At 59.2% G+C, this 22,443-nt stretch carries 23 protein-coding genes; 18 read left to right on the forward strand and 5 right to left on the reverse strand.

What is annotated here, in order from left to right; translation table 11 throughout:
* Positions 1–51: 51 nt before the first annotated feature.
* Both Q0D41_RS09245 and Q0D41_RS09250 read right to left on the reverse strand, forming a co-directional pair.
* Positions 52–2,217: a UvrD-helicase domain-containing protein gene (locus tag Q0D41_RS09245; RefSeq protein WP_294378328.1), complete on the reverse strand. Its 2,166-nt coding sequence runs from the start codon at positions 2,215–2,217 to the stop codon at positions 52–54.
* Between the two features lie 304 nt (positions 2,218–2,521).
* Entirely contained in the window at positions 2,522–3,055 is a 534-nt protein-coding gene (locus tag Q0D41_RS09250) for a TIGR00730 family Rossman fold protein (protein WP_294378331.1), read from the reverse strand.
* A gap of 217 nt (positions 3,056–3,272) precedes the next feature.
* Between Q0D41_RS09250 and Q0D41_RS09255 the strand changes: the two genes are divergently transcribed.
* The 3 genes from Q0D41_RS09255 (at position 3,273) to Q0D41_RS09265 (ending at position 7,142) form a co-directional block, all read left to right on the forward strand.
* Positions 3,273–4,589: a putative DNA modification/repair radical SAM protein gene (locus Q0D41_RS09255; protein WP_294378333.1), complete on the forward strand. Its 1,317-nt coding sequence runs from the start codon at positions 3,273–3,275 to the stop codon at positions 4,587–4,589.
* Positions 4,590–4,682: 93 nt separating this feature from the next.
* Positions 4,683–6,182 (forward strand): C69 family dipeptidase, encoded by a 1,500-nt coding sequence (locus Q0D41_RS09260; protein WP_294378335.1) that lies wholly within the window; start codon positions 4,683–4,685, stop codon positions 6,180–6,182.
* 105 nt (positions 6,183–6,287) lie between these two features.
* Positions 6,288–7,142: a TIGR03915 family putative DNA repair protein gene (locus tag Q0D41_RS09265; protein WP_294378340.1), complete on the forward strand. Its 855-nt coding sequence runs from the start codon at positions 6,288–6,290 to the stop codon at positions 7,140–7,142.
* 9 nt (positions 7,143–7,151) lie between these two features.
* On the opposite strand, the gene Q0D41_RS09270 is transcribed toward Q0D41_RS09265, so the two are convergent.
* On the reverse strand, positions 7,152–8,507 hold the full coding sequence (locus Q0D41_RS09270; RefSeq protein ID WP_294378342.1) for a glycosyltransferase family 2 protein: 1,356 nt from the start codon (positions 8,505–8,507) through the stop codon (positions 7,152–7,154).
* A 143-nt stretch (positions 8,508–8,650) separates the two neighbouring features.
* Positions 8,651–8,806, reverse strand: a complete 156-nt coding sequence (locus Q0D41_RS09275) for a ComF family protein (protein ID WP_294378345.1) — start codon at positions 8,804–8,806, stop codon at positions 8,651–8,653.
* Between the two features lie 1,088 nt (positions 8,807–9,894).
* On the opposite strand from Q0D41_RS09275, the gene Q0D41_RS09280 reads away from it, so the two are divergent.
* The 12 genes from Q0D41_RS09280 (at position 9,895) to hisE (ending at position 20,116) form a co-directional block, all read left to right on the forward strand.
* Entirely contained in the window at positions 9,895–10,848 is a 954-nt protein-coding gene (locus Q0D41_RS09280; RefSeq protein WP_294378348.1) for an ABC transporter substrate-binding protein, read from the forward strand.
* Between the two features lie 9 nt (positions 10,849–10,857).
* The gene (locus tag Q0D41_RS09285) at positions 10,858–10,989 is read left to right on the forward strand and encodes a hypothetical protein (protein WP_260162761.1); all 132 of its coding nucleotides are present in this window, start codon (positions 10,858–10,860) and stop codon (positions 10,987–10,989) included.
* A 54-nt stretch (positions 10,990–11,043) separates the two neighbouring features.
* Positions 11,044–11,967: a histone-lysine N-methyltransferase gene (locus tag Q0D41_RS09290; protein WP_294378358.1), complete on the forward strand. Its 924-nt coding sequence runs from the start codon at positions 11,044–11,046 to the stop codon at positions 11,965–11,967.
* A gap of 136 nt (positions 11,968–12,103) precedes the next feature.
* A complete protein-coding gene (gene hisG / locus Q0D41_RS09295; RefSeq protein WP_294378361.1) occupies positions 12,104–13,720 on the forward strand; it encodes an ATP phosphoribosyltransferase in 1,617 nt (538 codons plus the stop codon).
* A gap of 5 nt (positions 13,721–13,725) precedes the next feature.
* Entirely contained in the window at positions 13,726–15,102 is a 1,377-nt protein-coding gene (hisD, locus tag Q0D41_RS09300; protein ID WP_294378364.1) for a histidinol dehydrogenase, read from the forward strand.
* A 3-nt stretch (positions 15,103–15,105) separates the two neighbouring features.
* A complete protein-coding gene (gene hisC / locus Q0D41_RS09305) occupies positions 15,106–16,224 on the forward strand; it encodes a histidinol-phosphate transaminase (protein WP_294378367.1) in 1,119 nt (372 codons plus the stop codon).
* Positions 16,225–16,371: 147 nt separating this feature from the next.
* Positions 16,372–16,959: an imidazoleglycerol-phosphate dehydratase HisB gene (hisB, locus tag Q0D41_RS09310; protein WP_294378369.1), complete on the forward strand. Its 588-nt coding sequence runs from the start codon at positions 16,372–16,374 to the stop codon at positions 16,957–16,959.
* On the forward strand, positions 16,959–17,705 hold the full coding sequence (locus Q0D41_RS09315) for an imidazole glycerol phosphate synthase subunit HisH (RefSeq protein WP_294378371.1): 747 nt from the start codon (positions 16,959–16,961) through the stop codon (positions 17,703–17,705). The genes hisB and Q0D41_RS09315 overlap by 1 nt, the downstream gene beginning before the upstream one ends.
* Positions 17,702–18,451, forward strand: a complete 750-nt coding sequence (locus Q0D41_RS09320; protein WP_294378374.1) for a HisA/HisF-related TIM barrel protein — start codon at positions 17,702–17,704, stop codon at positions 18,449–18,451. The genes Q0D41_RS09315 and Q0D41_RS09320 overlap by 4 nt, the downstream gene beginning before the upstream one ends.
* Positions 18,445–19,227 carry an imidazole glycerol phosphate synthase subunit HisF gene (hisF, locus tag Q0D41_RS09325; RefSeq protein ID WP_294378380.1) on the forward strand — a complete coding sequence of 261 codons (783 nt, stop codon included), beginning with the start codon at positions 18,445–18,447 and terminating at the stop codon, positions 19,225–19,227. Before Q0D41_RS09320 ends, hisF begins: the two co-directional genes overlap by 7 nt.
* A 230-nt stretch (positions 19,228–19,457) precedes the next feature.
* Positions 19,458–19,796: a phosphoribosyl-AMP cyclohydrolase gene (gene hisI, locus Q0D41_RS09330; RefSeq protein WP_294378388.1), complete on the forward strand. Its 339-nt coding sequence runs from the start codon at positions 19,458–19,460 to the stop codon at positions 19,794–19,796.
* Between the two features lie 2 nt (positions 19,797–19,798).
* Entirely contained in the window at positions 19,799–20,116 is a 318-nt protein-coding gene (gene hisE, locus Q0D41_RS09335) for a phosphoribosyl-ATP diphosphatase (RefSeq protein ID WP_294378391.1), read from the forward strand.
* A 22-nt stretch (positions 20,117–20,138) separates the two neighbouring features.
* Here the strand turns inward: hisE and Q0D41_RS09340 are convergent, their stop codons facing one another.
* Positions 20,139–21,041, reverse strand: a complete 903-nt coding sequence (locus tag Q0D41_RS09340; protein ID WP_294378394.1) for a PHP domain-containing protein — start codon at positions 21,039–21,041, stop codon at positions 20,139–20,141.
* A gap of 218 nt (positions 21,042–21,259) precedes the next feature.
* On the opposite strand from Q0D41_RS09340, the gene infC reads away from it, so the two are divergent.
* From infC to rplT, 3 genes are read left to right on the forward strand one after another with little or no spacing between them, the layout of a single operon-like run.
* Positions 21,260–21,838, forward strand: a complete 579-nt coding sequence (gene infC, locus Q0D41_RS09345; RefSeq protein WP_114616198.1) for a translation initiation factor IF-3 — start codon at positions 21,260–21,262, stop codon at positions 21,836–21,838.
* 18 nt (positions 21,839–21,856) lie between these two features.
* A complete protein-coding gene (gene rpmI, locus Q0D41_RS09350) occupies positions 21,857–22,054 on the forward strand; it encodes a 50S ribosomal protein L35 (RefSeq protein ID WP_114616199.1) in 198 nt (65 codons plus the stop codon).
* A gap of 22 nt (positions 22,055–22,076) precedes the next feature.
* Complete coding sequence (gene rplT, locus Q0D41_RS09355) at positions 22,077–22,433, forward strand: 50S ribosomal protein L20 (protein WP_114616200.1); 357 nt, start codon at positions 22,077–22,079, stop codon at positions 22,431–22,433.
* Positions 22,434–22,443 lie beyond the last annotated feature (10 nt).

Consider the following 22,443-nt stretch of genomic DNA (forward strand, 5'->3'; position numbering starts at 1 on the left):
CGAGCTGTGGTCTTGGAGCGCCCCATCAGGGCCTTCCCGAACAGGTCAAACCTACTTCTTCAAAAGCGGCGTAAGTTCTCCGCGGCACAGAATCTGAACCGAGCGGGTCGCGCGTGAAACGGTGGTATACAGGCGGTTTTTCGCCACGCGGTCATCGGCGGGGAATACGCGCGCGCTCGCATCGGGCACAATCACGTGGTCGAATTCCAAGCCCTTTGCCAGCTGAAGCGTAATAATCATGGCGCCGTTCGTGGGCAGCTCGGCGGCCGTTTCCATATCGACCAGGCCATCGGCAGCATCGCCCAAGAACGCGCGCAGACGCTTGGCCTCGTGCTTCCACGGTACCACGATAGCCGTAAGGTCGTCGTTTTCCTTCGCATGCGCAACGGCTTCGCGCAATGCGGCGGCATATTCGTCGTCGTTGCCGTAGCAATCAACGCGCACGGGTTCGCTTGCGCGTTGTACCGACGAGATTTTCGCGCGCTGCTCAGCAGGCAAAAGACCTGCGAAAATCTCGGTGATTTCGGGCGAGGAGCGGTAGCTCGTAAGCAGGCTGCAGGTCGAAATGCCGCCGCGCAGGCGCGTGAACACTTCCCGCACCTCGGCGAACGACGCCGTGTTGGGGTTAATCGCTTGGTTTTCGTCGCCAAGGAGCATGAAATGCGCGCGACGGAAGAAGCGCGCGAGCACGGCGAGCTGGGCCGCCGAATAATCTTGCACCTCGTCGATCATCACGTATTTCGCGTAGGCGTCGCCCAGGCCGGTGATGGCCATCTTCAAATAGAGCCATTCCAGCGCCGAGAGGCTTTTTTCGCCCAAAAGACGCATGCCGATGCGATCGATGCGCAGCCAAGCGTCGTCACGCACCGCGCGGAATGCGCCCTGGTAGCGATCCTGCAGAAGGCGCAGCGCGAAATCGCGCGCCTCCTTTTCGTCGACGGGCGCATAGGGCTCGCCGAACTGGGAAAGCTGCTCGTTGAGCGTCATGCCCTCGAGCTCTTCGAGCACGGCCGGGCCCGACGCGAGCTGCTTCACGCGTGCCTCAAGGGCGTCTTCCAGATCTTCGCGCATGAGCGTGGCGCGGTGCGGCCCGGCGGGAACGTTGCGGTACTTCGCATTCACCTTGCGAATCTGGTTGATACCCAGAAGTTTCACGTTGCCATGGTGCAGTTCGCGGAAGTCGTCGTCTTCGAATTCGAGGTTCGCGATGGCTTCGTCAATGCGCCACAGGGCACCGACGGGCACGCTCTTCTTCTCAGCGGCCTTGTCGAGCGGCATCACGCGGCTCGCGAATTCCGCCCACGTGAGCGTTTCGGGATTGCGCTCTCCCATGTCGGGCAGCACATTCTCGATATACGTGCGGAAAATCGGGTTCGGCGTGATGAGGAACACCTCGCTCGGGTCGAGCTCGGTGCGATTTTGGTAGAACAGGTACGCGATGCGCTGCAGAAGCACGCTCGTCTTGCCGCTGCCCGCGATGCCCGCCACCAAAAGCGCGGGAACGTCTTCGTGGCGCACGACTTCATTTTGCTCGCGCTGGATGGTGGCGGTAATGGCCTTCATTTGCGCGGTGCGCTGATGCGACAGCGATTCAAGCAGAAGCGCGTCCTGAATGGCGACGGTGGTGTCGAAATAGGCGTGGAGCGTGTCGGCTTCGATGTCGAACTGGCGTCGGCACGCGAGGTCGACATGGATGGTTCGCCCGTTCGCCACGTAGCTCGTGGCCCCGTTGCTCTGGTTGTAATAGGTTTCGGCTACAGGGCTTCGCCAGTCAACGACGAGACGCTTGTAGTTGTCGTCGGAAATGCCGGCGGCGCCGATGTAGAGCTCCTTGGGCGGCTGGCCGGGCTTGAATTGCAGCGCGACTTTCGCGAAGTACGGTTGGCGCAAAAGCAGGCGGCAGCGCGCCAACTTGTCGGCGGTCACTTCCTGCTGCGCGTTGTACGAATCGATAACGCTGTTCACGGCGCCGTACGACGCGTAGGTTTCGCTCGTTTCGGTGTCGCTCGTGAAGTCGTTCGAGATTTCGGAAAGCAAATCGAGCTTATCGCGCGCGGCAGCGGCGCTCGTGGCTTCCATTTTGCGCACGAGTTCGCCGCGCATCTTTTCCAGCTCGGCGTAAACCTCGGAAAGATGTGCCTGCTCAGCGGCGAAAACGGGGTCGTCGAGCGAGGTGCCGAACGCCTGGGCGTCTTCGGCTGCGGTGTTTTCTTGCATAGCGGCTCCTAGCATTCGCGGGCCAAAATTCGGACAAACTAGTTTACCCGCATTTCAACCCGCAAACCAACGGCGAGCCTTGTCGTAAAGAAATCACCATGCATTCGCGCTCTCGAAAGTACGCTGCGGCCGTGTTATCCGCGCTTCGAGCCCTGCCTGCGAATGCCACCTTTGTGCCCGCAGGCCTTGTTGGGGCCAATGCCTTTCGCCGAGGGTCCCTTCGCGCCTGCGCATCGTGCGGTTTGCATGGCTGCTTTGCGCGCAAGCGCCGCTTCGAACGCCTTGCTGGAGGTGGGGCGTGCCATTATTTCTCGAGCCAATCGATGATGTCGTCAGGGGTGGCGAAAACGTCGCAGAATGCGCGCCAATCGCAGGAATTGAGGCCCGTTTCGCATGAGAGGTCGAGCATTTCCACGAGCGGTTTGAAGTAGCCGTCGACATCGAGCAGCGCGCAGGTGGCCTTTAGCTCGCCAGCCTTGATTTGCGACATCACGCTGAAGAATTCTTCGAACGTGCCAAGGCCGCCCGGCAGCGTGATGAAGGCGTCGGACATGCGCACCATGTGCTTGATGCGCGTGGAAAGGTCGGGCTCTTCCACGTTTTCGATGCCTTCGACGATGGCGCGTCCCTTGGCGGTGAGGCCCGTGGTGGTCACGCCGAACACGTGCCCGCCTGCAGCGACGGCGGCATTCGCGACATCGCCCATGAGGCCCTTGTCGTAGCCTCCGAACACGAGCTCGTGGCCGCGCGCGGCGATGGTTTCGCCGAGGGCTTTTGCCGCTTCGACGTATTTCGCGTCAAGGTTGTCGGAAGAGGAGCAGAACACGCAAATTTTCATAGTGCGCCTTTCAATTCTCGAGGTGTTTCTTCCATGCTAGCGCAATTGCCCGGGTTCTCCAAAACACGGCAGCGTCGTTTCCGGTCTTTGCATGGCGCGGTTTTCGAGCCGATGCTCCATGCAGACGTGTCATGACTTTCGCGAAAAAGCATCTTGAATCGAACATTTATTCGTTTTAGAATAACGAAAAGATGTTCGCTTTTACGGAAGGGGTGCGGTGGATACAACAGCGAAGCTCGCATTGCTCGCCGATGCTGCGAAGTACGATGTCGCCTGCACCTCGAGCGGCATCGACCGCGATGCGCGCATGGGTGCCCTTGGAAACGCGACGGCGGCGGGCATATGCCACAGCTTTTCGGCCGACGGGCGCTGCATCACGCTTTTAAAGGTGCTGTTCACCAACGTGTGCGTCTTCGATTGCGCCTATTGCGCGAGCCGCTGCTCCAACGACGTTCCGCGCGCTTCGTTCCGGCCGCGCGAATTGGCCGACCTCACTATGGAGTTTTACCGGCGCAATTACATCGAGGGTCTGTTTCTTTCGAGCGGGGTTTTGAAAAGCCCCGATTACACGACGGAGCGCATTATTGAATGCCTGCGCATCCTTCGCGAGGAATATGGTTTTCGCGGCTACATTCATGCGAAGGCGGTTCCGGGAACGTCGTCTGATCTGCTGGCGGCGTTGGGGCTTCTTGCCGACAGAATCAGCGTGAACATGGAGTTGCCGTCGAGCGAAAGCCTTGAGCTTTTGTGCCCCAATAAAACGCGCGACTCCATCGTCGCGCCCATGCGCCAAATTCGCGAGGGTATCGCCGAAGATCGCGATACGCGGGCGCTCATGCGGCGCGATGCGTGCTATATGGCACAGCGTCGCCCTGCCCGAAAAACGCGCGCATTCGCGCCGGCGGGGCAAAGCACGCAAATGATCATTGGCGCAACCCCCGAAACCGATTTTCAAATATTGAATCTCTCTTCGTCGCTCTATAAAACGATGCACATGAAGCGTGTGTTCTTCTCGGCGTATTTATCGGTAAACGAAGACGGCCGGCTGCCGCAGGGAAACGCCGTGCAGCTCGATAGGGAGCACCGGCTTTATCAGGCCGATTGGCTTATGCGGTTCTATAAGTTCGATGCGGCAGAGCTCATCGACGAGGGCCAGCCGTTTCTTGCCACCGACATCGATCCGAAGGCGAACTGGGCTATCAACCACCTCGATCGGTTTCCCGTCGAAGTGAATACTGCGCCTTATGAGGAACTTCTGCGCGTGCCTGGCATTGGGGTGCGTGGGGCGAAGGCGATCGTGGGCGCGAGGCGCGCCACGGCGCTTGGCGAAGCCGAATTGCGCAAGCTCGGCGTGGCGTATAAGCGGGCACGGTTTTTCATCACGTGTCAGGGCCGCTACCAGGGCCACGGCACGCGCTTTGACAAAGAGAGTCTGCATGCCCAACTTGCAGCGCCCATTCAAGCGGGGTCGCATGGCCGCCGTTCGGGCAAGGTGCTCGCTGGGCAAATGAGCCTTTTCGATGCCGTAGGCTAGGCGCGTCAGGGCGTATTTTTAGCTACTATAGGGCGCAGGTGAAAATGCCCCAGCGCGCATATGCGCGAGGGCTTTCGTAGAGGAGGAAACGGTATGTCGAAAAAAGGGTTCGATGGCCTTATGCGCCGTTCATGCACATCGGTTCTCGTAGGCCGCGCCGCAACGCGCGACGGCTCTATTCTTATTGCCCGCAACGAAGACAACACCACGCCCGCCGCGCCGAAATCGCTTCGCATGGTGCCAGCGGGCGAACGCGATGGCGTCGAACTTGTATCGGGGGCGAACGGATTTACCATTACGCTGCCCGAAGGGGGCCTTCGTTATTCCGCCATGCCCGACGTTACGCCCGAAGAGGGGCTTTTCGAAGAGGCTGGCGTGAACGCCGCCCATGTCGCAATGTCTGCTACCGAAAGCGCGTTGGCAAACGATCGCGTTTTGGCATTCGATCCCTATGTGGAAAACGGCCTTGCCGAAGATGCCATGCTTACCGCTGTGCTGCCCTATGTGAAAACAGCGCGCGAAGGCGTGAAGCGTTTGGGCGAAATCGTGGCCGAGTATGGCTCCGCTGAAAGCAACGGCGTGCTGTTCGCCGACCATCTGGAAGCATGGTATATGGAAATCGCCACGGGCCATCATTGGGTTGCCCAGCGCATTCCCGACGATTGCGTTGCCGTGGTTGCGAACCAGCTCTCGATTCAAGAAGTCGATTTTGAAAGCGATTCCTTCATGTATTCAGAGGGAATTCGTGAATTCGTTGATGAGCATGCGCTCAATGGCGCTTTAGGCGTCGGCGAAGGGCGTCCGTTCAACTTCCGTGAGATTTTCGGCACCAGTTCCGATGGTGACAGGCGTTACAACACGCCGCGCGTATGGGATGGTTTGCGCTTGCTTGCTCCTGAAATTGCGAAAGAGCATACGGTGGTCGATAGTGATTTGCCGTTCGTTTTCCGGCCCAACCGCCTGCTCGGAGTTGAAGATGTGGCGGCGGTGCTTTCGAGCCATTTTGACGAAACGGAATTCGACCCCATTGGCACAGCGGGTGACGAATTCTCGCGCAAACGCTATCGCGCCATTGCGCTCTCGCGCACGCAGGAATCGCATGTGCTGCAAATCGAAGGCGTGTTTGGGCTTTCCGCTGAGCAGTGCGCGCAGGCTGCGCTTAAAGGCGAGCTTGCTTCCCCCATTTGTTGGGTCGCGCTGGGCACGCCATGCTTCTCGCCCTATATGCCTTTGTTCTGCGACGCCCCCATGTGGCCGGCGTGCTTTGACGATGCGGAGCCTAAACCCGATCTGGGCCATCCGTATTGGGTGTTCCGTTCGCTGCAGGCAGCAAGCGATGCGCGTTTTGCGGTCACGCAGGTGCGTTCGGGCGACTACAAAAGCGGGCAGTGGCAAAAGGCCTTGCGCCATGCGCAGCGCGTACATCGCGAGGCATTGGCGGCTCCTGTCGAAGAACGCGCGGCGGTATACGAAAAGGGCAACAGCGATCTTGCCCAATGGGTTGTCGCCGATGCCCAAAAGCACCTTGCAGCGCTTCTGCTCGACCTGTCGATTGCCTCGCCGCTCACGTTCAAGATGAACCCGAATTTGTAGCATGGTTCCCAGCGGCCACTGGCGGCTGTTGGGTTTTGCGCATAGCGCGGTTTGCCGTGCTGCGGTGAGGCGCGGAGCGCGCCTATGAAAGGAGGATTGCCGCCGATGAACGACCTTGAGCTCGCCTACGTGCACGATGGTTCGCTCGAAGGGCTGCTCACGGCGGTTTTTCTCGCTTTCGAGCGAAAGGAATACCCTTCCGATGTATCGGCGTCGTGCAGCTTCGCGCCCAGGCTCGGGCAGCGAATCGTTGAGGTCGAGACGAATATGGAACGGGCGTGGCGTGTGCGTGCGGGAATCATTCGCGTATGCGATGTGGAGACGTATCAATGCGTGGTTGCGGCCTTGCTTTCCGATGAACCCGATGCGGGCTCATCGATTCTTTCCTTCATTCGATACGCCATGAAGCGTGGCCCTTGCGCGCGTTTCGACAAAGCTGCGCCCGATGTCGAGCGTTTCGCGGAAATCGTCCGGTCGGTCAAAAACGAGCGTCACTACTGGGTGCAATTCATGCGCTTCTCGAAAACGCGCGATGGCGTGTATGTGGCGGTATGCAATCCCAAGGCGAGCGTCGTGCCGCTGCTTATGGGGTGGTTCTCGGCCCGGTTCAACACGCAGCCGTTCATTGTGTTCGATGAGGTTCACCATGTTGCTGGCGTTTCTCACAACGGGGAATGGCAGCTCGTTCGCTCCCTTGATTTCGTTGTGCCGCCCGCTGCCGACGATGATGCCTTCTATGAACAGGCATGGAAAACGTTCTACGATAGCGTGGCGATCGATGCGCGCTACAACCCCGAATTGCGCCGCAGCTTTATGCCGAAGCGCCTCTGGAAGAACATCGTCGAATTGAGCGATGTATCGCTTGGAGGTCCGGGAATAAAAGAAGAGCGCCGTCCGCTGCCCAAGCAGCGAAACGGCGCTCTGAAAGGGAGCGTGCCCCGTGGCCTTCCGGGCCAATAGGACGCGTTTCTATTTCATGCCGGTTTGGCTCATTTCCTCAACGTTAACCGAAATAGTGTGAGCAATGGGCTTCCAGCTGGCCTTTTTCACCAGCGCCACCAACGCGATGGGGATATAGGTGAGCTGGAAAATGGGGAAGGTGAACAGGTAACCGATCTTCTTCGTCGTGGTGGAATGGATGTTGTCCCATTCGGTAAAGGTAGTAAGCACGCCGAAGATGAACATGAACAGCATGAAGTTAAATAGGCAGAAGAACATCGACGAGAGGGCCGAAGTGATCATGGTGCCTGCCGATATCACGCCGAACACCGCGAGCAGCGCGATGGTGCCGTTGAAGCCGATGGAAATAACCGTGAGCAGCATAGCGGGCGCGATGGTCATGAGCATGTCGTAGCATGCAAAGCGCTTGCCCTTCGGGTTGGTGAAAATGCCCTTGAGCAGTTTGGCGGCATAGTGCCAAAACACCTGATAGAAGCCTTTCGCCCAACGGAATCGTTGGTTCCAGGAGTCGATGAAGGTAATGGGCTGCTCGTCGTAGAGCATAGCGGTGGGGCAATAAGCGATACGACGGCCTTCGATAATGGAGCTCGCGGAAAACTCGATATCCTCTGTGAGCAGATGCCATTTCCAGCCGCCGCTTTCTTTGAGCACGTGGGCGGCAATGAAGAAGCCCGTTCCCGAAATAGCGCAGCTCGTGTTGAGCGTCAGGCGCGCCTGGCTCAGGTATTTCGCCTCGCGCAAGAACCAAATGGCATAGCCGGCGGAAATCCAGTTGCTTCCATAATTTTTAGAATTGCGGTAGCTCGTGGAGGCTTCGGCGCCGCCGTCGAAGACCTTATTCATTTCGCGGAAGTAATTCGCGTCGAGCACGTTGTCGGCGTCGAACACGAAATACGCTTCGAAGCTCTCGGCGTCGTCGCGTTTTTGGATTTCGTGCCAGCCGTAGTTCAGTGCGTAGCCCTTGCCGACTTCTTCATCGTTAAAGCGCTCGTACACATCGGTCGCACCGGCATTGCGCGCGATTTCCGCAGTGTTGTCGGTGCAGTTGTCGGCAATCACGAAAATGCTGATGAGCTCCTGCGGGTAGTTTTGCACGCGAATGCTGTGAATGAGGTCGCCGATAACTTGGCTCTCGTTGCGCGCAGAAATCATCACGGCATATTTGTGATTGGCCTTGGCTCCCTGCAAAGGCGGTTTGCGCGTGAGCACGACGAATACGTAGTAGAACTGGTAGATGTAGCAGATGCTGAAAACCAGCAAAACGGACCAGTTGAAGACGTCAACGAACGTCATATGCGAAAGCATTTGCTCGAACACGGTCTTCTCGCTCCTATCGATTGGCGGCTTTAAATGCTGCGTTGGCATTTCCGTAAACTTTCAAGATTATAGGGTTAGAGCGGCGTGGGGCCTATATGCCTTCCCGCGCGCGAACATAAAATGCGCAACCATTGCAGAATTGAGCGGCCTTTGGCGCCTCAAGGCGCATGCACCGCTCGTCGATGGCGCGCCTACACTCGCGCGACGGTGGCGCAGCGCACCCTGGCGCCGGCCAGTTCGAGCGCGATGCTCGCCTGATCCATTGTCGCGCCCGTAGTGAACACGTCGTCAATCAAAAGCAGGCGTCGGCCTGAAAGGGGTTCGCATGCGGTGAAGCGTCCTTGCATATTCTGCTTGCGTTCCGTTTTGCCCAATATTCGTTGATCGCGTGTTGCGGGAGGATTGAGCGTTCGTATGCATGGCAGCCCGCATTGGTCCGCAAGGCTTTGGGTTAATAGTTCCATGTGATCGAAGCCGCGTCTTCGTCGAGCGGCGTTGCTTGCGCTCACGTAGGTCACGCCGTTTGCCCATGTCATCCATGATGGCGGAAGCGTGTTCGCCAGAATTGCCGCCAGGGTTTCGGAAAGGCGCTGTTCGCCTTTGTCTTTATACGTTTTGATCAAAACCCCCGTGTCTGCTGTGTATCGAAGCGCGCTTACGCAAGGGCGTATGCGCTCTCCTTTGTTTGCGAGTGGGGTGCAATGGTCGCATTGCAAAAAGCCGAAGGCGGCTCCGCACCGTGGGCATGCGCGCCAAAAATCGAGATAATCGAGTTGAGCGGCGCAACGTGCGCACAAAACGGCGCCTGGAGTGTCGCAAAGAGCGCAACGCGTGGGCCAGAGCGTTTCGCATATCGCGTCGGCGATAAGTCCCATGGCCCCTTCTTTCCGATTCGCATGCCCCTGGGCGATATGCTAGGGCGCAAACCTTGCCGTTATCTTGCCCATTTCGCGACATTCGCCTGGCATTTCCCTGCCTTTTTCCTCGGCATTTCCGTTGTTTCGCATGCCTTTTGCGAGCGCAATGCGCGAAGAGTCCGTCAAGTATTCGTGGGTTTTTCGCCGTAATCAATCTTTCGGTATTGCGTTAACACTGCATGGAGGATGCTCGCTCGTTCATGCAGGGGCATTAAATCTGCTAAACTGACCCGAGACTTCTTTCGGGTCTGTAGTTGCGGGGGCCAAAAGGCTCCTTAGTCCATGGCAGATGCGGTCAAAAGGATCCACGTAAGTACGCGCCGCCCTAATATAGGCGCGTGCGAGCATGGCGTATCCTAGAAGTAAGTCGCACCTCCCGGCCGATTTTTGCGGCAACGCCGCACTGGGGGAGAGGGCAGAGCGAAATCATTCGCAAAACCCCAGTGCGCGAGTGTGGGGGCAAAGACTAGGTCAGCCGAAAGAGGAATCTGGATAGATATGGAAAGAGGATTCATACGATGAAACATCGCGTGTCGCTCGTTGTCGCGTTTGCATGCGCGTTTTGCTTTGCGCTTGGTTTGGCTGGCTGCAGCCAGGCCGGTTCCTATGAGGGAAAGACCCTTACTCCCACGATTAGCTCTCCCACCATTGGGCAGAATGGCACGTTGCGCGTGGGCATCGACGCCGATGGTGGCGCGCCGTTCGTCACATCTTCTTCGAGCGCCAGCTATGCGGGCCTCGACGTCGATATGGCGGCAGCTCTCGCCGATCAGCTGGGCTTGAAGCTTGAGCTCGTCGACGTTGCAGGCAATGCCTCTTCTGCCCTTGCCGATGGCGATGTCGACATCGTGATGAGCCAGACGTCCACCGAGAAAAGCTCGACCATGTGGGTTTCCGATCCTTACATTGAAACGGGCGTTGCCCTGTTTGCTCCGAATGGGTCCACGACCGTTCCCGCAAGCGTTCAGGCGTCGAGCATCGCAGCGCAATCTTCTTCCACGAGTGCCTGGGCTGTCCAAAACGCTTTCGGAGATGACGCGTTGAACCCCGCTTCCGATTTGGTCTCGGCGTTTTCCCTTGTTGAAACCGGCAAATCGCAGTACGTCGCAGCCGATGCAGTCATTGGCTCGTATGCGGCGCTCGTCCAAAGCGTCGACGTGCAGCCCATTGCCCTGCTTGGCTCCAAGGGCGGCTATTGCATCGGCGTCGATTCGAGCAATCAGGAATTGCAGAAGGCTATTTCCGCGGCGCTGACCGCGGTGCGCGGCAACGGAGTTTTCGATGCGGTGTGCACGAAGTGGCTTGGTTCTCCCATGAACCTCGACGCGCTTTCTACGATCGAGGTGTCTTCGAGCAAATCGGTTTCCGCCGGCGACGATTCCGATGAGGAATCCGCAGGTGGCGGCTCGGCCGAAACCGCTTCGAGCTCCACGGCAGGCGCGAATGCCGTCCAGCCTGGTTCGACGAGGTAGGGCATCGCTATGGGCAAGCGAAGCGTCGAAGACGAGAACGATTTGAACGATATCGCCCCTATGACTACGATGCAAAAAGCAATCATAGGGCTGGCCGTGGTTGCTGTCATCGCGTTTATCGCATATACGGTGTTGCATTAATTTCCATGTGGGCTCGCCTCAGGCGGGCTCACATGCGTATTGAAAGGAATACGAATGGCCAAGCATGGGAAGCACGCTCGCGTTCAGGAAGCTGACGTCGAACTTGTTGATGACGCATCCGTTCAGGCTGCGCCCGAATACGACGCTTCAGAGAACAACGTGCCTGAAGCCACGAAGGGCATTTCGGCCCATCAGAAGAAATCGAAGCGCATGCGCACGGTGCTCATCGTTGTGAGTGTGGTGCTCGTGGTGCTCATCGCGGCGTTGGGGTATTTCGCATTCATGCTGTACCAGGAAGCAAGCGACGTTGCGAGCCAGGCTTCAAGTTCGTCGGCTGCCACGCTGAAAGACACCGCCGAGGCAACCGATGCGAAAAAGCAGGGCAGTCGCCTTACCGCTCCGAATTTGGTTGCATTGCTTGGATCCACGGAAGATGAGGCCATCTCGAAGGTTGGCCGCGGTGCTACTGTGGCGAGCTCTTCCGACATAACCGAGGAAAAAGGCGAAGGCGACTCGAAGACTACCGAAGTCGTGGGCAAAACGGTGACGCTTGCGCTCACCGAGCAACAGGCCGACTCGAAGGGTAATACTCCTTCGGTGTATCTCACACTTGACAAAGACGGGAAAATCACCCAGGCAGGCTATTCTGCCGCGATGTCGACGCTGGGGTATGGCGATGTGAGCTTCTCCGACGCGGTGACCGAAAAGCACGTTGTCGAGACTTTGCTCGGCGACGCCGGCCTGACGGTCGAAGATGGCTCGGTCGAGCTTCCTTCCGCCGACGAATACCGCACCTACGCAAATGACGGAAAGACCATTGCCCAAGAGCAATACACCTTCTCGGGCGAGGCGCCCGCCGCGCTCGACGGGGCCCAACACGCGTGGCAGTGTCGTTTGAATTACGACTATTCCGCGGCGAACGTATCGAACAATTTGTCTGATACGCTCAGACTCTTCTATGTATACGTGAACGCGTAGAAACTGGAATCTATAGAAACCCGCCAAATGGCGGGTTTTCTTTTATGGAGAGCAGGGCCACGATGCAACGCTCGACCACTCTACTGTGATAAAGTATCTAACACATTACACATGTGAAAGGGGAAGGTGACACGTAGTGAGGCCTATTACCGCCCGAGGATTCCGAGACATCATGCCCGATGAAGCCATCGAGCGTGAGCGTATAACCCGCATCGTGAGCGATGGGTTCGCATCCCACGGGTACCTGCCGGTCGAAACGCCCTTGCTCGAAGAGCAATCTTCGCTGGCGATGGCCGGTGGGTCTGCCGTCACGCCTTTCCAGCTTTTCGATGGCGATGGCCGCCTGCTCGTGGTGAGAAGCGACCTCACCATGCCCATCGCGCGCCTCGTCGCAACCCGCCTGGCGCACACCGAGGCGCCCATTCGCTTGCGCTATGCCGCACCTGTCGTGCGCGAGCAGGCTCAATACATGGCGCGTTCTCGCCAGTTTACGCAGCTTGGCATCGAGCTCATTGGCGCAAACGGCGTCGAGGCCGATTTCGAAGTGGTGTCCATGGCCGCTGAAGCGCTTAACGCCGTGGGCGTTTCCAAGTGGCGCATCGTATGCGGAAGCGTTCGTCCCATGAATGAGCTTCTTGCGGCGGCGGGCATTGCCGGCTCCAAGCGCGAAGAGCTTCTGTCGTGCGTGCATGCGTCCGATTTCGTCGATTTGGACGCGGCGCTTTCAGGCGTGGACGCGCCCGAGAATCTGGTGAGCGCAATAGCGGCCTTGCCGCGCATCAGCGGCGGAATCGAGGCGCTCGATGCGGCATCTGCGGCGCTTGCGGCGGCGGGTATCGCCGATGGAGGCGTGTCGGAGTTGCGCGCGTTGTTCGAGTCGGCGCAAAAAGCGGGCTTTGCCGATAACCTCGCAGTTGATTTCTCGGTCATGAACTCGTTCGGCTATTACACAGGCCTCGTGTTTTCCGTGTACGCCGATGGCGTATCGGCCCCTCTTGGGTCGGGCGGGCGCTATGACGAAGCATTTTCGCGACTGGGCGAGCGTGATTTGCCCTCGGCTGGCTTCGCTTTATCGCTCGAGGAAATCGAGGAAGCCGTCGCGAACAACGCCGAACCGCGCCCGCTTCGCATCGCGGTGCCGAAGGGGTCGCTGTTTGCCGATACGGTTGAGGCGCTTGCGGCGGCGGGGCTCGACACTGAACCGCTGCACGATGTAGGGCGACACCTTATCGTGCACGGTCAGGGCGTCGACTATGTCATCGTGAGGCCCACCGACGCCCCTGCCTTCGTTGCCTCTGGCGGAGCCGATTGCGGCATTTGCGGCCGCGATTCGCTCGTTGAGGCGGGCCTCGATTTGGTGCAGCTCATCGATCTTGGCTACGGCGCGTGCCGATTCGTGGTCGCCGAGCCTGCGAGCGCGAAGGGCGCGGCCGATGCGGCCTATGCGCGGCGCGGTTCCATTCGCGTATCGACGAAGTATCCGCGCATTACCCAGGCGTATTACGATCGAATTGGCGTGCAGGCCGATATCGTCACGCTTCATGGCAACATCGAGCTTGGTCCCATGGTCGGCCTGTCCGACCGCATCGTCGACATTACTGCGACAGGCACCACGCTTCGAGAAAACGACTTGGTCATCGTCGATGAGGTGCTGAAATGCTCCGCGCGCTTCTTTGCGAGCCCCGCGAGCATTCGATGTGATGAAAGAGTTCGCGACCTGGCAGCTAAGCTGGCCGCTTCGAGAAAGGCATAGATACTATGAAAATCATTACGCTTAACCCAGGTGAGCGCCTCGCGGCCGGGCAACTTCCGCGCCAGGGAGTTTTGCCCGCGGCCATTATGCAATCGGCCCAGGCTATCGTCGACGATGTGCGCGAGCGCGGCGATGTCGCCCTGCGCGAGTATTGCAAGAAGTTCGATGGCGTCGACGTCGACGATTTCCGCGTCGATCCCAAGCTCATGGATGAAGCTGTCCAGGCGGTCGACCCTGCGTTCATCGAGGCCTTGAAGAAGGCTGCTGCGCAGATTCGCGAATTCCATGAGCGCGAGGTTGAGCAGTCGTGGTTCACGTCTCGCGCCGATGGCACCATTTTGGGCGTGAAGGTCACCCCCGTTTCTGCCGCTGGCGTGTATGTTCCGGGCGGTCGTGCCCAGTACCCTTCGACGGTGCTCATGGACTGCATTCCGGCGAAGGTCGCCGGCGTAAAGCGCGTGGTCATGGTTACCCCGCCGCAAAAGGAAGGCGGCATTTCGCCGTACACGCTTGCAGCGGCGAAGGTCGCGGGCGTCGATGGGATATATGCCGTGGGCGGCGCCCAGGCCATTGCCGCTCTTGCGTATGGCACCGATTCTATTCCCAAGACCGCGAAAATCGTCGGCCCCGGCAATGCGTTCGTTGCCGCGGCGAAGAAAATCGTCTCGGGCGATGCGGGTATCGACATGGTGGCGGGCCCGTCGGAGGTGTGCGTTCTCGCCGATGCGACGGCCGATGCAACTGTGGTTGCCGCCGACCTTATGGCTCAAGCCGAGCACGATCCTCTGGCCACGTGCTACCTGGTCACCTGCGACGCTTCGTTCGCGGAAAAGGTGCAGGGCCGTTTTGCCGAGCTTTTGGCCGCAAGCCCGCGCGCCGAAATCACGAGCGCATCGCTTACCGACCAGGGCGTGGTCGTTGTGGCCGCCGACCTTGAGGCGGCAATCGACGCCGTGAACGTCATTGCTCCCGAGCACCTCGAGCTGCACTGCGACAACGCTATGGGCCTGCTCGGCAAAATCGAGAACGCCGGCGCTATCTTCGTGGGTCCGTGGAGTTCCGAACCTTTGGGCGATTACGTTGCCGGTCCCAACCACACGCTTCCCACAGGCGGCACGGCGGCATTCTCCAATCCTCTTTCCGTGCAAGATTTCATTACGCGTTCGTCGGTTATTTGCTATACGCCGGAAGGCCTTATGAACGATGCCCCCGCCACGCAAACCATGGCGCAGGCGGAAGGCTTGTGGGCGCATGCGCTTTCGGCTGGCCTTCGCTGCAAAATGGTCGAAGAGGGCCTCGAGGGCTTCGATGGTGTCGATTTGGGCGACATCAACCGTATTGCCTGGCCGGTTGATTTGGCCGCTCCCAAAAAGACGGAATAGCGTATGGCCCAACTCTCCGACCGCGTTCGGGCGCTCATACAGCCGCATTTGGCGAGCATCGAGCCCTACGACCCGAATTTCACGCCGTGCCGCGTGAACCTTTCGGCGAACGAGAACACGTATCCCATGCCTGCTGCGGCGCGCGCGTCCATCGATGCCGCGCTTGCGGCTACGCCGCTTAATCGCTACCCCGACCCCATGTCGAACGAGCTGCGTGCGGAAATCGCCGCGTGGCACGGCGTCGATCCATCGTGGGTGTGCGTGGGCAACGGTGGCGACGAGCTGCTTTATAACTTCCTTCTCGCTTTTGGCGGCGTGGGCCGCACGCTGCTCAACTGTCCGCCATGCTTTTCGGAATACGCGTTTTTCGCATCGCTTGCGCAAACCGAGGTGCTCGATGTGTGGCGTGATGCGGAAACGTTCGAGCTCGACCAGGCGGCGGTGCTTGAGGCGGCGCCGAAATGCGATATCGCAATCGTGACTTCGCCGAACAATCCAACGGGCGATTTGGCTCCGGTTGAATTCGTGCGCGAGGTGTGCGCCGCATGTCCTGGCCTCGTTATGGTCGACGAGGCCTATGGCGAATTCGCCGATGCCGCTTCCTCGTGCGAGCAACTGCTTTCGGAATGCGACAACCTCGTGGTGCTGCATACGCTTTCCAAGGCGTTCGGCATGGCGGGCACGCGCGTTGGATATGTGATTGCCGCGCCCGACGTAATCGACGCTTTCGCCGCGATTCGCCAAATCTATTCGGTGAACGTGCTTTCGCAGGCTGCGGCTTTGGCCGCGGTTCGCGCGCGCGACCAGTTCGCGCCCGTGGTGGGCACCATTCGCAGCGAGCGCGCACGCGTGATTGAAGGCCTGCGTGGCATTGCCGCCTGCGGGCTTCCGCTCGAAGTTTGGGAAAGCGAGGCCAACTTCGTGCTCGTGCGCATGCCGAACGCCACGCGCGTACGTGAGCGCATGCGCGACGAGAAATCGATTCTCGTGCGTGATTTCAGCTATGCGCTCGGCTTGGCCGATTGCCTGCGCATTACGGTTGGCACGCCTGAAGAAAACGACGAAGTGTTGGCAGCGTTGGCTGCGTTGCTGAAAGATGAAATTGATTCGTGCCACGAATAGGCATGCCGGCTTGCGCAGTGCATGTCTTCGCGCATTGAGAGTCCCGTCGGCGGGCGCCGAAAAAGCGCTGGCCGCAGCGGTGTTTTGCTCGCACGAATCGTTTGGCTGGTATAGAGTGCTCTCTAACCGCTTCGAAAGGAGTTGCCCATGGCTCGAATTGCTGAGGTTTCGCGCAAAACGGGCGAAACCGATATCGTGGTAAAGCTCGACCTTGACGGCTCGGGCATTTGCGATATTTCTACGGGCGTGCCGTTTTTCGACCATATGCTCAATGCCTTCGGGCGCCACGGTTTGTTCGATTTGACGGTGCACGCGCAAGGCGATGTCGAAGTCGATGCCCATCATACGGTTGAGGATGTGGGCATTGTGCTGGGCGAGGCGTTCGTCCAGGCTCTTGGCGATAAGGCGGGCATCGCGCGTTTCGCCGACGTTGCCATTCCCATGGACGAAACGCTCGTCATGGCAGCGGTCGATATTTCGGGTCGTGGCCAGGCATATTGCGATTTGCCCATCTCTTCGCCGCGTGTAGGCGATTTCGATACCGAACTCGCGGTGGAATTCTTCTATGCATTCGCACGCGATGCGAAAGTCACGCTGCACGTGCGCGAGCTCGCGGGCGCCAATGCCCATCACATCATTGAGGCTGCGTTCAAGGCATGCGGCCGCGCCATGCGCCGAGCGTGCGAATTCGACGGCCGCGTTCAAGGCGTGCCGTCAACGAAGGGTTCGCTGTAATGGCGCCGAGAATTGTGGTGGTCGACTACCACAAGGGCAATTTATCGAGTGTGGTGCGTGGGCTTTCCCGCGCAGGCGCCCGCGCGCAGGCGAGCGATTCGCCAGATGAAATTCGCGCGGCCGATGCCGTGGTGCTGCCGGGCGTGGGCTCGTTCTACGACGCTATCGCGTTCATGCAGGAATCGGGCGAAGCCCAAGCGGTGTTTGACGCCATTGGCGAGGGAACGCCGTTTTTGGGCATTTGCCTGGGGCTTCAGCTGCTTTTCGAGCGCGGCGATGAGGGCGTGCCAGAAAATGCGCCTGCGGCTTTGGCGGAAGATGCCATGGGGTCGAACCTTGCTCCCGCCGAGGTTTTCGAGGCGGGCTCCAGGCGCTGGGCGCGCGGTTTGGGCGTGCTTTCCGGCTCGTGCTCGCGTTTGGAATCGACGCGCCTCAAGGTGCCCCATGTGGGTTGGGACCAGGTGCATCTGACCGACAACGGTCGCGCATGCGAACTTTTGCGCGGCTTTCCCGAAGGCGCGAACATGTACTTCACGCATTCCTACGCGGTTGACGCCGATGCGTGTGCTGCCGACATTGCGGCGCATACGCACTACACGCGCAGTTTCCCGTGCGTGGTGGCGCGTGGCAATGTGTTCGGCTGCCAATTCCATCCGGAAAAATCGTCGTCTCGCGGACTCGACATCCTGAAGAATTTCGTCGCCATAGCGGCTGCCGCAAATGAGCAGAAAGGAGGCCGCACATGATCGTGTTCCCCGCCATCGATTTGGTTGCCGGCAAAGTCGTGCGGCTCGAGCGCGGCGACCGTTCGCGCATGAAGGTCTATTCCGAAAATCCGACCGAGGTTGCTCGCGATTTTGTCGAACAAGGCGCTACGTGGCTCCATGTGGTCGATCTTTCGGCGGCTTTTGAGGAAGACGAGGCCGCCCGCGAAGCGAATTCGAAAGCAATTGCCGCCTTATGCCAGGTCGAGGGAATTTCAATCGACGTGGGAGGCGGTGTGCGCTCGCTCGAGAGAATCGACGAGCTGGCGCGTTTGGGCGCCAAGCGCATTGCCATGGGCACCGTGCTCGTGCGAGACGAGTCGTTCGCCCAGGCAGCGGCGGCCCAGTTCGGGGAGCTGCTCGTGGCCGATGTGGCCGCCAAGACCGGTCAGGTGAAGGTGAATGGATGGCGCGAAGGCGTGGGCGCTTCTGCCGATGAAGTGGTTGGGCGCTTGTCGAGCCAGGGGTTCAAGCACCTCGTCTTCACCGATATTGCGCGCGATGGCATGCAGACGGGCATCGATGTCGAGGCGTACCGCCACATTGCCCAGGTCGCCGGCTTTCCCGTGGTCGCATCGGGCGGCATCTCTTCTACCGCCGATATCGCTGCGCTCGCGGCGACGGGTGATGACATCATTGAAGGCTGCATTACTGGGCGCGCGCTTTATGAGGGCGCCTTCACGCTGAGCGAAGCGCTCGCGGCCGCGAAAGGCGGTGCGCCATGCTGACGAAGCGCGTGATTCCCTGCCTCGACGTGAAGGACGGCCGCGTGGTGAAAGGCGTGAACTTCGTATCGCTGCGCGATGCGGGCGACCCGGTGGAGCTGGCGGCAGCGTATGACCGCGAAGGCGCTGATGAGGTTGTGTTCCTCGATATCACAGCTACAAGCGATGGCCGTGCGACCACGATTGATATGGCGAGCCACGCTTCGGAGGAGCTTTCAATTCCCTACGCGGTGGGCGGTGGCTTCCGCGATCTTGCCGGCATGCGCGCCATGGTTGCAGCGGGTGCCGACAAGGTGTCGCTCAATTCGGCGGCCGTGCGCGACCCGTCGCTCATTACTGCGGCGGCTTCGGCGTTTGGCAGCCAAGCTGTGGTGTGCGCCATCGATGCGAAACGCGTGGGCAAGCCCGGCGCTCCTGGGGCTGACAAGTGGGAAGTGTTTACAGCCGGCGGCCGAAATGCCACGGGGCTTGACGCGGTTGAATGGGCGGCGCAGGCCGCTCGACGTGGAGCGGGCGAGATTCTGCTCACGAGCATGGACCGCGACGGCACCAAGGCTGGCTTCGATGTGGCGCTCACGCGTGCGGTTGCCCGCGCGGTAAGCATTCCCGTTATCGCGAGCGGCGGTGTTGGTGAGCTCGAGCATTTCGCGGAAGGCGTCATCGATGGCGAGGCCGATGCGGTGCTCGCCGCAAGCGTGTTCCATTTCGGGCAGTTCAGCATTCGACAGGTGAAGGAATACATGGCCAGCCAGGGCATTCCCGTGAGGCTCGACTTTTAGAAGCGCCATTTCGCCGCGCACCAAGGCTCTATGTCCGGCGTAGTCACGGAGCGTTCGGAGTTGTTCGCGGCTCTCTCGCCGACGGTGCCGCATGCGCTCCCAAGAGCGGGAGCGCGGGTGGCGGCGATGACATTCCGATGCGCGCCAATCTGGAGTTGCGCTTTTTCGGCCGCGCGGCGCTCGATAGAGACGGGTCTCGCTGTCTCTTGCATGGCAGGAAAGGTTTTGAAATGCAATTGAAGTTCGATGATCGTGGGCTCATCCCCGCCGTCGTGCAGCAATACGACACGGGCGAAGTGCTCATGGTGGCATGGATGAATGCCGAATCGCTGCGTTTGACGCAAGAGACGAAAACAACGTGGTTTTGGAGCCGCAGCCGCCAAGAGCTCTGGAATAAAGGAGCTACGAGCGGAAATATGCAGCGCGTGATTTCCGTCGACGCCGATTGCGACGCTGACACGTTGCTTGTAAGGGTCGACTCGCCAGGCCCCGCGTGCCACACGGGTGCGCGCAGCTGCTTTTTCAATCGAATCTACGATGCGCCGGAAGGTGCGACAAAGGAGGATTAGCCATGGGAGTTCGTACCGCAAACGTACAACCGGGCAGCATCGGAGAGACCATCGAGGGCCTTGCCGCAACCATCCACGCCCGTCGCGATGCCAGCCCCGATGAGAGCTATACGGCACGCCTGCTTACCGACGTCGAAGACGAGCTGCTGAAAAAAATCGCCGAAGAGGCGAGCGAGGTCATCATGGCCTGCAAAGACAACGACCATGACCATATTCGCTATGAGGCGGGCGATCTGGTGTATCACCTGCTCGTAACGCTTGAACGCTATGGTGTGGGCATCGATGAGCTTGCGGGGGAGCTTAACGCGCGCATGAAGTAGGCTGGGCGGCGCGAAGGCGCATCTAAAGGTTCCAGCTTTCCCATGAGCCGTCGACTCGGGGCACGTCGAAGGTTCGATACCCCGCAGCGAAAGCATGCTTTTGGGCTTCGAGGACGCCGAAGCATATGTCGCTTGCGACATGCGCATCAGAGCCAATTGTGATGGGCACGTCAGCTTTGGAGAAACGTTCGAGCAGGCCTGTGGCGGGGTAGCAGTCCGGCAGGCCTTTGCGCAGCGACGCGGTGGATAGCTCGACGCGGCGATTTGTGTCGTGTGCGCATGCGGCCATTTCGTCCCAAAGGCTTTCAATGTTCGCGGGTGCCGCCCATCCATCTTGCGAAAAGCGCATAGGCAGGTCGGGGTGGGACATCGAGTCGAAGGCGAGGGGGCTTTCGCACGCGGCGCACCACGCATCGACGTACGCACGCCATACGCCGCTCGCGCCGAGTTCCTCCCAAATGTGCATGTCTTCCGAATAATCGATCCAGCCTGCGGCGAGGCCGGGCGCATCGGCGGGATTGATGCGGTCGCAGCCGTGTTCGCCCGCGGCGATCGAAACGTCTCCCGCGGCTCCAATCCAATGCACGCTGCCAAGCTTGACCTGGGCGTTTTGTGCCCACTTTGCAACGTTGCGCTCGCATCCCGGATACCAGTCGCATTCGAATCCAAAAATGAAGTCCATGTCGGGCGCGATTTCTGCTGCAAGCTCGCGCGCGGCATCGAATGCTGCTTGATGGGTGGGCAAATCGCGCGCCGGCACTTGGCACTCGCATCGCGGGTCCATGCTGGCCGGCAGCGTGAGGTGGTCGGTGGAAACGAGCACGCGGCATCCTTGCGCTGCGGCCGCGCGCACATTTTCCTCGAATGACGACTCGCCGTCAGAGAAATTAGTATGGGTATGGCAGTCAATAATGGATGCGTGCACGTTTTTCCTCCACATCTAAGAATTTCTTCTTGCCAACCGAAAGAGAATGTTGCTATTATATTCGAGCTGTTTCAAGCGGAGGCAAAAACCTCCCACCTGCTTCGGCGCAAGCTGATGGGTCTCAAGAATATACTTCTTCATGAACTTCTTGAACCCTGTGCGTGCGCGCAGGGTTTTTTGTTACAGTGCAAACCCGCAACCCGCGGGAGATGTAGGAGGTGAGCGCAATAGCAGCTCAAGAGCCCAGGCTCAATGAAGAAATCCGCACTCGTGAGTGCCGTCTGATTGGCTACGACGGTTCTCAGATGGGTATCTTCAACACCCGCGAGGCCATGCGCATCGCAGAAGAGGCCGGTTTGGACCTTGTCGAAATCGCGCCGAACGCTGAACCGCCCGTGTGCCGCATCATGGACTACGGAAAGTTCAAGTACGACCAGGCGATCAAGGCCAAGCAGGCTCGCAAGAAGCAGACCAAGGTCGAGATCAAGGAAATGAAGTTCCGTCCCAAGATCGACGTGGGTGACTACACCACGAAGAAGAAGCATGTGCTTCGTTTCTTGGCAGGCGGCGCTAAGGTCAAGATCACGATCATGTTCCGTGGCCGCGAGATGGCTCACCCCGAGCAGGGCCTCTCGATTCTCGAACGCTTGGCAGACGACTTGAAAGACGTTGCCGTTATCGAGAATGCCCCCAAAATGGAGGGCCGCAACATGCATATGCTCATCGCTCCGCTTCCGGCAGCGGTGAAAAAAGCAGCCGATAAAGACGCCAAAAACAACGGCGAATCCAACGAGTAAGCAGAAAGGACTTCGATTATGCCTAAGATGAAGACCCATAAGGGCACCGCAAAGCGCTTCCGCGTCACCGGTACCGGCAAGATCGTCCGCGCTAAGGCTTTCAAGAGCCACATCAAGAGCAAGAAGAGCCCCAAGCGTATCCGCAATTTCCGCAAAGAGACTGTTGTCGCTGAGTCCGACAAGCGTGTTGTCGCTCGCAACCTCGGCCTCCGCTAATTGATTTAGGAAGTGATTATCAATGCCACGTGTTAAGCGTTCTGTTTCCGCTAAGAAGAAGCGTCGCGTTGTCCTCGCTCGTGCGAAGGGCTACTACGGAGCTAAGTCTCGCCATTATAAGAAGGCGAAGGAGCAGGTCCGTCACTCTCTGCAGTACCAGTACCGCGATCGTCGTAACAAGAAGCGCGAGGTTCGTCGTCTCTGGATTACCCGCATCAACGCTGCTGCTCGTATCAACGGTGTGTCCTACTCCGTGTTCATGAATGGCCTCCACAAGGCTGGCGTCGAGCTCGACCGCAAGGTGCTCTCCGACATGGCCATCAACGACCCCGAGGCTTTTGCCGCGCTGGTTGAGGTCTCCAAGGCTGCTCTGAAATAATTCGTTCTTG

It is taken from the genome of uncultured Slackia sp. (assembly GCF_934630525.1).
Classification (GTDB): Bacteria; Actinomycetota; Coriobacteriia; order Coriobacteriales; family Eggerthellaceae; genus Slackia.